The 10942-nt window shown below is 57.3% G+C and carries 11 protein-coding genes; 8 read left to right on the forward strand and 3 right to left on the reverse strand.

Annotated elements, in window-relative coordinates; translation table 11 throughout:
• Positions 1 to 195: 195 nt before the first annotated feature.
• Positions 196 to 693 carry a YajQ family cyclic di-GMP-binding protein gene (locus Q0650_RS08920; protein WP_298818065.1) on the reverse strand — a complete coding sequence of 166 codons (498 nt, stop codon included), beginning with the start codon at positions 691 to 693 and terminating at the stop codon, positions 196 to 198.
• A 61-nt stretch (positions 694 to 754) separates the two neighbouring features.
• Entirely contained in the window at positions 755 to 1567 is an 813-nt protein-coding gene (locus Q0650_RS08925; RefSeq protein WP_298818067.1) for a RodZ domain-containing protein, read from the reverse strand.
• A 243-nt stretch (positions 1568 to 1810) separates the two neighbouring features.
• On the opposite strand from Q0650_RS08925, the gene Q0650_RS08930 reads away from it, so the two are divergent.
• Both Q0650_RS08930 and Q0650_RS08935 read left to right on the forward strand, forming a co-directional pair.
• Complete coding sequence (locus tag Q0650_RS08930) at positions 1811 to 2002, forward strand: hypothetical protein (protein ID WP_298818069.1); 192 nt, start codon at positions 1811 to 1813, stop codon at positions 2000 to 2002.
• A gap of 6 nt (positions 2003 to 2008) precedes the next feature.
• Complete coding sequence (locus Q0650_RS08935) at positions 2009 to 2173, forward strand: hypothetical protein (RefSeq protein ID WP_298818070.1); 165 nt, start codon at positions 2009 to 2011, stop codon at positions 2171 to 2173.
• Positions 2174 to 2204: 31 nt separating this feature from the next.
• On the opposite strand, the gene Q0650_RS08940 is transcribed toward Q0650_RS08935, so the two are convergent.
• Positions 2205 to 3542 carry an amidohydrolase gene (locus Q0650_RS08940; RefSeq protein WP_298818072.1) on the reverse strand — a complete coding sequence of 446 codons (1338 nt, stop codon included), beginning with the start codon at positions 3540 to 3542 and terminating at the stop codon, positions 2205 to 2207.
• A 185-nt stretch (positions 3543 to 3727) separates the two neighbouring features.
• On the opposite strand from Q0650_RS08940, the gene Q0650_RS08945 reads away from it, so the two are divergent.
• From Q0650_RS08945 to Q0650_RS08970, 6 genes are all read left to right on the forward strand, one after another.
• Positions 3728 to 4405: a hypothetical protein gene (locus Q0650_RS08945; protein ID WP_298818074.1), complete on the forward strand. Its 678-nt coding sequence runs from the start codon at positions 3728 to 3730 to the stop codon at positions 4403 to 4405.
• A 601-nt stretch (positions 4406 to 5006) separates the two neighbouring features.
• Positions 5007 to 6839 (forward strand): VanW family protein, encoded by a 1833-nt coding sequence (locus tag Q0650_RS08950; protein ID WP_298818076.1) that lies wholly within the window; start codon positions 5007 to 5009, stop codon positions 6837 to 6839.
• 126 nt (positions 6840 to 6965) lie between these two features.
• On the forward strand, positions 6966 to 7433 hold the full coding sequence (locus Q0650_RS08955) for a CBS domain-containing protein (protein ID WP_298818078.1): 468 nt from the start codon (positions 6966 to 6968) through the stop codon (positions 7431 to 7433).
• 562 nt (positions 7434 to 7995) lie between these two features.
• Entirely contained in the window at positions 7996 to 9063 is a 1068-nt protein-coding gene (pdhA, locus tag Q0650_RS08960; protein ID WP_298818080.1) for a pyruvate dehydrogenase (acetyl-transferring) E1 component subunit alpha, read from the forward strand.
• A gap of 85 nt (positions 9064 to 9148) precedes the next feature.
• On the forward strand, positions 9149 to 10144 hold the full coding sequence (locus Q0650_RS08965) for a pyruvate dehydrogenase complex E1 component subunit beta (RefSeq protein WP_298818082.1): 996 nt from the start codon (positions 9149 to 9151) through the stop codon (positions 10142 to 10144).
• 183 nt (positions 10145 to 10327) lie between these two features.
• A partial coding sequence (locus Q0650_RS08970; protein WP_298818084.1) for a biotin/lipoyl-containing protein occupies positions 10328 to 10942 on the forward strand: 615 nt, incomplete at its 3' end.

A 10942-nucleotide genomic window follows, 5' to 3' on the forward strand; every position in this document is an offset into this window, starting at 1 on the left:
GCGTTTGTGCAATCAGTTGTCAGACGAGATACAGATCAACGATCTCTTTGCATTATAGATCGGTTTAGAACGGAGCAATGTGCCCGCCGGTATGTTACCATTAATCGTTAGCCATCGCTTGCGGCAACTAAAACAAACAAACAGGGATGGCGCCAGCCATAAACGCCATCCCCGACCGGAAACAAGAGATCTACCTCAACGGTAATTGGTCATTTGCAACGGCGCCGGAATGTCACCTTCACGTTCGCGCAGGAAGGCGATGACGGCCTGCAATTCATCACGGCTTTTGCCGACTACCCGCAAGGCATCACCCTGGATGCGCGGCTGCACCTTCGGGAAACGATCGCGGATCATCTTACTCAACTTCTTGGCCAGCTCGCTATCGATCCCGCGACGCAACGTCACCACCTGACGCACTCTGCCGCCGCTAGCCTCGGTTGGTTTGCCGTACTCAAAGATCTTCAACGACAGCTTACGGCGCAACGCTTTGGTCTCAAGCACGTCGCGCGCGCTGCGCAATGACATCTCACTATCGGCTTCGATCACCAGTTCTGTCTTACTCAAGGTGATTGTCACCCCGGCATCTTTCAGATCGTAGCGCGTTTGCGCTTCGCGCAATGCCTGATCAACTGCGTTCACCAGTTCTTGTTGATCAAAATCTGAAACAATATCAAAACTATTCTCCGCAGGCATCTTTTCCTCCCGTAGACAGAATTTTTTGTTTAGGTTAGTTACGATAGCAGAACAACAGGAATCAATTTGGCGGCCACGACCAGTTCACCGGCAATCCAGGCACAGTGCCGAGTGGCCCTTGTTGCAAGCCATTGACTGTCACCTCAACGTCGGTTGGATTACCGGCGCGAATGAAGACCCGTCGCTGCGCAGTGAAGACTCGTTGTTCGCCAGCGCGCATAATCGCCTCAAAGACGGTAGTGCCATCCACCTGCACCCGCACCCATGAATTCTCGTTACCGCGCACATTTGGCACACGCACTTCCAGCACAATTGGCGCTATTGGAGTTGGCTCAGCCGTCGGCGTTGCGGGCATCACTGGAATCACTTCAACCGGCGCTGCGGTAGCGGTAGCCATCACAATCGCTGTGGTGGGTGAAGCGACAGGTGTTGGCAATGGTGAAGGCGGCACAATTGTCGGCGATGGCAATGCCCCTGCCGGAGGTGTGGCCCGCTCGCCGATGCGACCGAGTGCGCTTAACCCAATATAGGCCAGCCCGATCAAAATGAGCGTGATGAAGAAGATCGCAAAAAAGCTGGGGAGAACATACATGCGCGCCCGTGGTGGATTGGCAGCCGGCACGATCCGAATCTTATCGGTTGCGCCACGCTCCCGGCGGTAGAGATCGATCATCTCATCAATGGGCAAACCAAGATACTGAGCATAATTGCGAATGAATCCACGCGCAACCACATCACTCGGCAATCGCTCAAAGGCCCCTTCCTCCAGCGCTTGCAGCGATTGCAACAAGATGCGGGTATCAGCCGCTGCCTGAGCCAGCGAAATGCCATTTGCTTCGCGCGCCCGTCGTAGACGCGCGCCCAACTCACTCATAACCCTACCCTTCCGCCGCGCACTGGCGTTTTACTATCCTCCCTATGGTATGACCAATATTAGATGCTTTTAGCCTGCAAGCAGTATACCATACCTGTCATCGCTTACTGACATCTTGAAATATTGCCACACTGCAATGCAACGTTTGGCACTACTTCTGCGTATGATCAAAAGAAGCATATAACAATGCACATCATCGGTGTTCGCAGGCAGCAGGAATTGCAGCGAAGGAGTTATTTCGCTATGATGAGCACGTTGTTCTTCATCGTTATAATGATCGCCGGGTTGATCGTAGTAGCGCTCATCGGATCAGGAATCTTCTGGTTTTTAGTTCAGATCGGTGTTATTGTCCAGAAAGCGGCTGAACCACCCACCCAGGACTTCGGCAGTTATTCACTCGAACAGGGCCAGGACGTGAGTGAAAAAGAACGCTGAGGGCGTATGCTCAGTGACCGCGAACGAGAAGCGCTTATTATTGGTAGCCTGATCGGTCTCGCTGCCTTTGTCATCAGCGGAACGCTGGCCGCTACCCCAATCTGGCTTCAACTGTTGACCGTCGGGGCAACGGGAATCCTGCTGTGCGGAGTCTCTGCCTGGTTGCGGTAGATCCTAATCAGGCGAAAAGCGACCATCTCGCCTACGCAGATCGCGCGTCAGGATAGACTGCTATGCGCTGAGCAGTCTGGCGTTGGGTAAGCCGTTCAATGCGCGCTGCCACTTCACGGAGCACCCTCGGCTTATCGATGGTCAGCAACTCGCGGTCACGCATCAAGATCCGACCATCAACGATCACTGTGCTTACATCGGCTGGCTGCGCGCTGTAGAGCAGGGTCGCCGCCAGATCATGGAGTGGTTGGAGATGGGCAGCTCCAGATCGAACCAACGCCAGATCGGCCCGCGCGCCAACATGCAACACACCAATCTCGTTCTGCCAGCCCAGAGCCTGGGCGCCGGCGGCGGTTGCCAGTTCCAGCGTTGCGCCAACTGGCATAGCGCGCGCATTGCCGCTGCGCAGCTTTTCCAGTAACGCCAGCAATCGCGCCGACTCAAGGATGTCGTATGTGTTATTGCTGGCTGCGCCGTCACTGCCGAGAGCTACCGTGACACCGGCTTCGCGCAGTGCCATTACCGGCGCCACTCCAATGCCCAGCTTCATCTCAGTCTTCGGCGTCACTGCTACCGCCACGCCATGCCCGGCCAGGATTGCAATGTCTTCCGGCGACACATGGGCCGCATGAGCAGCAATGGCCGGACCATCAAATAACCCGGCATCACGCGCAACGACCACCGGTGAACGCCCATGAGCGGACAGACTCTGCGTGACCTGGGCTGCTGTTTCAGCGAGATGGATATGAATCCCAACTCCCAACTCTTGCGCCGTTTGCGCTACCCGGCGCAAAAACGACGGCGTACAGGTGTAAGGCGCATGCGGCCCCATCCAGACCCGAATGCGATCACCGGCTGCGCCATGCCACTGTTTGGTAAACTGACGCGCTCGCGCCAGTTGATCGCTTTCGTCAGCTCCTGAAAAGAGCGTCCAGGCCAGCAATGCGCGCATGCCAGTCTCTTGCACGGCCTGCGCGATGACATCCATCATAAAATAGTGATCGGCCACGCAGGTCACGCCGGATTCGATCATCTCGGCCAGACCCAACAACGTTCCCCAGTAGACATCTTCCGGGGTCAGATTGGTCTCCAATGGCCAGATAAAGTTGTTAAACCACTCTTCAATCGGCACATCCTCTGCCACACCGCGGAAGAGGCTCATCGCGGTATGGGCATGACTATTGATCAGACCGGGAATTGCGATCTGCCCTTCGCCATTGAGCGTTTCGCGGGCCAGACCAGGGCTGATCTGCGGAGCAATTGCCGCAATGCGCCGGTTGACAATGGCAATATCGTGGCGCGACAAAATTGAGGGAACGCCGTTCGTTATTTGCAGAACATCTACATGCTGAAGCAGAAGGTCGTACATTGCGTTTCAATACGTTCAAGCTGCCAAACGGATATACTGCCATTGTACCTGGAATAGTATTTTCTGACAAATACTTGCCAAACTGAACATTTGTGCTATAATACAAGAAGCGCCGGCGCTGTGGTTACGACAGAAATCGGGCGCTTTGGGACGAATACGTTACGGACAGTCGGAGGAGAAACTCTATGCCGGCCAAACCTCAGAGCGAGCGGAGTGTTACCCGCACCTATCGCACCGCTATTAAGTTGGGCGACGACTTTATCACCATCGAAGAGACGATCACACTGCCTATCGATGCCGATGAGCAGACAGTACAACAGGCAGTTGATCTCGGCTGGCGCATCTTTCGCAGCCAACGCGAAGCCGTTGAGCAACAGATCGCCCAGATTCGCGAACAGCATGCCGCTGCAACCACCATTACCGTGCGTGATCCTGACGCGCCCGCCAGCGAACGACAGCGCAATTTCATTGCCACTCTCCAGCAAGCGCTCGGCTGGTCGAGCGAGCAACTGGCTGCATTCGCGCAGCAGCACGGTTACGATCTAGTCGCGCTCAACAAAGGGCAGGCCTCCGCTTTCATCGATGAACTCCGCCGGCTGCAAGAAGAGCATCAGCGACTGGCTATTGCCGAAGAGCGGGCTCGTTATGCCAACCAACCAATCTCTGACAAGCAACGCAACGCTATCCTGTCGCTGGCGCGTGAATTGTCGCTTGATCCTGACGCCGAAGCCCAGCGCCGGTTTCAAGTTCCACTGACCCAGCTTACCAACGAGCAGGCCGCAACCCTGATCGGTGAATGGCAGGCTGCTCATCGAGCCGCTACCGTGGGCAAACGTAACAGTGGCCAGGTAAATGCAGGATAGCATCGAGAGCGCAGCGCATGACTGCGACCGCAGTAAGCTCAGACGCAATCCGTTGCTACCATCACCAGTTGCATCTGCGCGCAACGCAGTAAGGGCGCAGCTATTGCCTATCGTCTATGGTTCCTACCGCAGAGGGTCTATCATCTATTGATCCTACCGCAGGGGTCGCAGAGGCCGCAGAGGGATGACCAGCTACCGCCTATCCCCTGGTGACATACCACGCCACAACCAACCAGCCCCGCCGCGAAGGGGATGAACCCTTCAGACAAGGGCGACGCATACGTCGCCCCTACCCATACCCCTCCAGGCGCAGGGATGAATCGTCTCTTGGGGCGGGTTTCAAACCCGCCCCTACTATCGCCTATGGCTATACACAAACGCGCTTGCCGCCCCCTTGGCAGATGGAGGGGCGAAGCACCGCTGCGCCCCTACACCCTCCCCGCCCATCCCTGCGCTCAGACGCACCAACTGCCTATCAGCTATCGCCTATCGCCTATCAGCTATCGCCTATCGCCTATTCAGATCCCGGGCTTGACACTCCCGTCGCATCGCGCTAGACTACCATCACGATCACCGCACTGGAATGCCTTGCGAGCCTGAAATGGATCGTCCACTTCCAGCCGGAATGCCACGGGCACGCCAGTCAATACATTGGCGTGTCTTCGAATGGCTCCTCGTGCTCGTTGCGCTGGCCGGGCTGGTTACCCTGCTTGGCTACGGCGCACTGCTGCTTGGCAATCGCCTGTTAGCCGAACGTATCTACCCCAACATCAGCGTTCGAGGCATGCCTATCGGAGGCATGACCCGCGCCGAAGCCCGCGCCATTCTTCAGCGTCGTTACGCCGGGTTTCTTGCAGCGCCGGTGACGCTCAGCTTCGAAGGTCAACTCTGGCGACCGGCTGCGGAAGACCTCGGCTTAAGTCTGGCTATCGACGAAGCAATAGACGCCGCTTTTGCCTTCGGCCACTCCCCCGATGTAGATGACAATGCCCGCATGGCCGCCGCTACCTGGCAACACGGCGTCGATTTACCGCTCCGTCTGAAGTTTGATCAGCGGGTTGCGCAGGCTACTCTGCGCGCCATCGCTGCCGAGATCGACCAGGCGCCGGTCGATGCCAGTGTTGAATTGCGCGACGGCACGATCATTGTTGGACAGGAACAGTGGGGGCGGCAAACGCTGATCGACGAGACACTGACCGACATTGCCGCTGCCATTCAGCGCCTGCAACCGCAAGAGGTTACCATCCGCACCCGCCAGCTCGAACCGCGCGTGCGCGACGCCGATCTTGCGCCAACCGTAGCTGAATTGCGCCTTTTACTGAGCGGCCCGATCCGGCTGGAAGGGCAGGGTGGTCAATGTCGAGCCGGCTGTCGCTGGGAATGGCCGATCAATCAGATCGCAACCTGGATCAAACTCCGTCCCCTCACTGCCGTAGATGGTCGCCCGGCAATGGCGGTTGTGATCGATCAGTCTGCCATTCGCGCTGCGCTCACTCCAATTGCCGCAGCCTTGCGCGAAGAAGGTGGACTGCCCCGCGTTGACTGGAACAATGGTGATTTACGCATCCGCACCCCTGGTACACCGGGTCGCGGCCTGGCCGTCGAAGAAACCCTCGCCCGCATTAATGCCGCGCTCTATAGCAGCGAACGCAGTGTGGTTTTGCCGCGACGCGAGCTGCCACCCCCCGTGACAGCCGACAATCTCGCTATGCTCGGTATCACTACGCCGGTTGGAGTCGGAGTCAGTTCGTTCCGTCAATCAGCCGAATACCGGATCACTAACATTCAGGCTGGCGCGCGGCAGATGGATGGTGTGCTCATTCCGCCTGGCGCCACCTTTTCGTTTAACACAACTCTCGGCCCGGTTACACCTGACCGTGGTTTTGTTGAAGGGCTGGCAATTATCGCCAACCGCACCCAAAAGGAATGGGGCGGTGGCCTCTGTCAGGTCAGCACCACCGTCTTCCGGGCCGCCTTCTTCGCCGGATTGCCGATCATCGAACGCCACGAACATTCTTTCCGCATCGGCTGGTATGAAGAACTCGGCGAACCACCCGGCCTCGATGCAGCTATCTTCACCGGTGTCCACGACCTGCGCTTTGTTAACGATACCGACGGCTGGTTGTTGCTGACCAGCAAGGTAGATCTGCAACGTCAGCAACTGACGATGATGCTCTATGGATCTCCCAACAATCGTCGCGTCGAATATTCCTACCGGATTCTCGAACGAACGCCGGCACCCACCGAGCCGGTCTACGTTGATGATCCCACATTGCCGGCTGGCGTGATCCGGCAAACCGACACTGCTCGTGGCGGATTGCGCGTGGAAGTGTACCGCACCGTCTACACAAACGGTGAAGTGAGTCGACGCGACACGATCCCTACTACATTCCAACCCTGGCCCAACATCTTCGCGCGCGGCGTTGGACGATGACTTTGACGGCCTGCCCAACATTCGCGCCACGCCGCCGGTTTGTCAATCTCTGCTATACTAAGATAGAGTTGTTTGCGCAACTACTCTCGTGAATACTATCACGAATGCAATGAAAGGTGTGGTGGAATGAAAGCGCGCGAGATCATGACCCGCGATGTCATCTGCATCACCGATGATGCGGCTGTTGAAGATGCTGCTCGCCTGATGGCCCGCAATCGGATCAGCGGCTTGCCGGTCATCAATTCGCATGGCATGCTGGTCGGCCTCGTGACGGAACACGACCTGATCGCGAAAGAGGGGCGTACTGTCAAAGAGATTATGACCCGCAGCGTGATCAGCGTTAGCGCCGATACCGAGGTTGAGCAGATTCAGCACCTGCTCAAGAACCAGCGCATCCGACGAGTACCGGTGGTTGAAAATGGCAAAGTGATTGGTATTGTGAGTCGTTCTGATCTTGTGCGTCAGATTGCAATGCGCTGGGTATGTGATGTGTGCGGTGAAATTGTCCGCTCGCTTGAAGCGCCCGAACATTGCCCGCGTTGTGGCGCTTCCGCCAGCGCCTTTACCCACGAAGTCGTGCCGCCGGGAATGTAACATACCACTGCCGATCCCCGGAGCGCCACAGCGGAGCCGGCAACCAGCAGGGCTTGTGCATTCGTGTCTAACCTGCCTGTCTTACTGTAACGTCTTCCCGGCCCGCGCCGGTCACCGGATAGGGGGTAACCCACCATCGGAATGCTGCGCCGTATGACAGAAATGGTCAGGTGTCAATCGTCGTAACGTACCTTGCTCCCGGCGCGAGGGGTGGCAGATACAGGTGTGCATATCACAATGTATCAGCTTACCTGCCGGCAACCTGCTCGCGATCTACCGGGCAGACTGGGTAATATGACGTGAACGCACATACATTCATGACTCGCACAATCCCTGGCTAAACCTTTTCGTTACCGATGGTGATAACGAAAAGGTGTCAGGATCGCCAGAACGCCGTCAGAGCCGCCGCTACGCTGCAAACCTCGTTCGGCTCTGACTGTATCAAGCGCGTCCCACGCCTGTGGAGGCGTAAGACACAATATGTATCACGGCGCGCCACGTTGGGTAAGGGCATTCAGTACCCTGCCCAACGGGCCGCCCACTATGCGAGAGGAGTTTTACTATGGCCGAAGTAGCTGAAGCCGCTCAGCCATTACTCGAACGTGCTACCGCCGACGAACTGAAGCATTACTATTACCAGATGCTGCTGATCAGGCGGTTTGAAGAGCGTGCCGGCGAGATGTATGTTAAGGCAAAGATTGGCGGATATTGCCACCTCAACCTCGGCGAAGAGGCAACCATTGTCGGGTTAATGGCTGCCTTGACTCAAGACGACTACATCTTCACCAATTATCGCGAACACGGTTACATTCTTGCTCGCGGTGTGCCACCCGGTCCGGTCATGGCTGAACTGTTCGGCAAAGAGACTGGTGTCTCAGGAGGCCGTGGCGGTTCAATGCATTTGTTCGACCGCAAGACCAACTTTATGGGTGGTTATGCGATTGTTGGTGGACAAGTACCGTTGGCGGTGGGAGCGGCTTATGCGCTGCGTTATCAGGGCAAGCCCGGTGTAGTCATTACCCAAATGGGTGACGGCACAACCAACATTGGCGCGTTTTACGAGTCGCTCAACCTCGCCAAGATCTGGAAGTGCCCGGTACTCTTCTTCATTGTCAACAATGGGTACGGCATGGGCACGTCGGTCGAAGCCGGTTCGTCAGAACCGGATCTGTGGAAGAAAGGTGCTTCCTTCCGCATCTACGGCGAGCGGGTTGACGGTACCGATGTGCTGGCTGTGCGCGATGTGGTGCGACGCCTGCGCGCCCGCGCCGAAGCCGAAGGTGAGCCGGCTATCATTGATGCCGTAAGCTTCCGCTTCCGCGGTCACTCGGTGATCGACGCCGACCGCTACCGCGACCCTGAAATGGTGCGCCGTGGCCGCGAATTGTACGACCCGATCCGCAAGTTTGCCGCGCTCTTGCTTGAGCACGGGGTGATCGATGACGCCTGGCTCAAGAGCATTGCTGACCGCGTTGAGCGCGAAGTGCAGGAAGCAATCGACTTTGCCAACAACAGTCCTGATCCGAAATTTGAGGATCTCTACAAGTATATGTACGCTACCCCGGTGCCCAATACGCCAACCGCCGAAGATGCGATCCACGCCGTAAAGATCAACCACGGTGAGTTTTAAGGCTGATTGGGCCTGGTCAATGGTATCGGCATAACTGCTCTGGCCGGTGAGTAGCCGGCATCCTGCAACTATTTACGAGGTTACTATGCCTGTGATAACCTATCGTCAGGCGCTCAACGATACGCTTGGCGAAGAATTAGCCCGCGATCCGAACGTTCTCTTAATGGGTGAAGAGATCGGTCTGTTTCAGGGTTCGTATCGCGTTACCGAAGGTCTCCTGGCCGAATTCGGTCCGAAGCGGGTTGTGGATACGCCTATCGCCGAAGAAGGTTTCGTTGGTGTGGCCATCGGCGCTGCGATGCTCGGCCTGCGTCCGGTGGTCGAGATCATGACCATCAACTTTATTCTGGTTGCTATCGATCAGGTGGTGAACCACGCCTCAAAGATCCATTATATGTTCGGCGGTCAGGTGAGTGTGCCTCTGGTCATCCGTACTCCATCGGGTGGCACCGGTCAGCTTGCCGCGACTCACTCCCAGTCGTTTGAAAACTGGTTCGCTTACTGCCCCGGCCTCAAGGTGGTTGCCCCGGCGACTCCCTACGATGCGAAGGGGCTGCTGCGCGCCGCCATCCGTGATGACGATCCGGTAATCTTCATCGAGTCGCTGGCCCTGTACGATACGAAGGGCGAAGTGCCCGAAGACAGCGATTATGTCGTGCCGATTGGAGTGGCGGAAGTGAAGCGCAAGGGCACGGATGTCACCGTCGTATCCTATTCGCGCATGACCGCCGTTGCCCTGCAAGTCGCGCAACGGATGGAACAAGAGGGCATCAGTGTAGAAGTCGTTGACCTGCGCTCGCTGCGTCCGCTCGATCGGCCCACCATTATTGAGTCGGTGAAGAAGACCAACCGCGCCGTGGTGATTGCCGAAGACTGGTATTCCTACGGTGTAACCGCCGAAATTGCAGCAACCATTCAGGAAGAGGCGTTCGATTACCTTGATGCGCCAGTCTATCGCGTCGCCGGTCTTGAGGTGCCGCTGCCCTACGCAAAAGAGCTGTCAGCAGCCTCAAAACCCAATGCCAATAGCCTGATCTATGCTATTCGACAGGTACTGCGCGGCACAAAGCGTCTGCGATGACGTTGCAGTGGTTGTTAGGTAACTTCATACCTGACACATCAGGAAACCGACCGAACGCTATCGCTTGCGCCCCTCTTCCACCGTGTCGGATAGGGAAAAGGGAGAGGGGCCGATAGTTTCACGATATGACAGTAAGTTTGCATACGATTTGAAGGATAACGTTATTTCATAACGGGAGGCTCCATGGGTGAAGTAACCATGCCTCGTCTCTCCGACACGATGTCGGAAGGTACGGTGGGCCGCTGGTTGAAGAAGGTCGGCGATCAGATCGCTGTCGGTGACATTATCGCCGAGATCGAAACCGACAAGGCCACGATGGAACTGGAAGCGTTCGAGGCTGGCGTACTCCAGCAGATTCTGGTACCAGAAGGTCAGACAGTGCCGATCGGGCAACCAATTGCCATCATCGGCGACGGCTCGTCCACTGTGACCGCTGCCCCAACGCCATCGACACCGACCACAGTCGCGCCTGCGCCAGAGCCGGCTGCTACCCCTGCCGTGATCACCGCGCCACCTGCCACCACCACTGTCGGCGATGACAATGGTCGCGTCAAAGCATCGCCGGTCGCCCGCCGCCTGGCCGAAGAGCTAGGGATCGATCTGCGGCAGGTTGTCGGTACCGGCCCCGGAGGCCGCATCATCAAGGAGAATGTAGAGGAATTCGCAGCTCGCCGTGGCGCTGTTGCGCCTGCCCCCGCCCCGGTGCCGGCAGTGGCTCCTACCCCGGCGCCGGCAGTGGCTCCTACCCCGGCGCCGGCAGTGGCTCCTACCCCGGCGCCGGCTCCGGCGCCTGTCACT

This window comes from uncultured Chloroflexus sp. (assembly GCF_937129525.1).
In the GTDB taxonomy this organism is placed as follows: domain Bacteria; phylum Chloroflexota; class Chloroflexia; order Chloroflexales; family Chloroflexaceae; genus Chloroflexus.

Coding starts and splice junctions, on each gene's coding strand:
- pdhA (WP_298818080.1), top strand. CDS start 7,996: ATGGCCGAAGTAGCTGAAGCCGCTCAGCCATTACTCGAACGTGCTACC.
- Q0650_RS08935 (WP_298818070.1), top strand. CDS start 2,009: ATGCTCAGTGACCGCGAACGAGAAGCGCTTATTATTGGTAGCCTGATC.
- Q0650_RS08940 (WP_298818072.1), bottom strand. CDS start 3,542: ATGTACGACCTTCTGCTTCAGCATGTAGATGTTCTGCAAATAACGAAC.
- Q0650_RS08920 (WP_298818065.1), bottom strand. CDS start 693: ATGCCTGCGGAGAATAGTTTTGATATTGTTTCAGATTTTGATCAACAA.
- Q0650_RS08930 (WP_298818069.1), top strand. CDS start 1,811: ATGATGAGCACGTTGTTCTTCATCGTTATAATGATCGCCGGGTTGATC.
- Q0650_RS08925 (WP_298818067.1), bottom strand. CDS start 1,567: ATGAGTGAGTTGGGCGCGCGTCTACGACGGGCGCGCGAAGCAAATGGC.
- Q0650_RS08955 (WP_298818078.1), top strand. CDS start 6,966: ATGAAAGCGCGCGAGATCATGACCCGCGATGTCATCTGCATCACCGAT.
- Q0650_RS08945 (WP_298818074.1), top strand. CDS start 3,728: ATGCCGGCCAAACCTCAGAGCGAGCGGAGTGTTACCCGCACCTATCGC.
- Q0650_RS08965 (WP_298818082.1), top strand. CDS start 9,149: ATGCCTGTGATAACCTATCGTCAGGCGCTCAACGATACGCTTGGCGAA.
- Q0650_RS08950 (WP_298818076.1), top strand. CDS start 5,007: ATGGATCGTCCACTTCCAGCCGGAATGCCACGGGCACGCCAGTCAATA.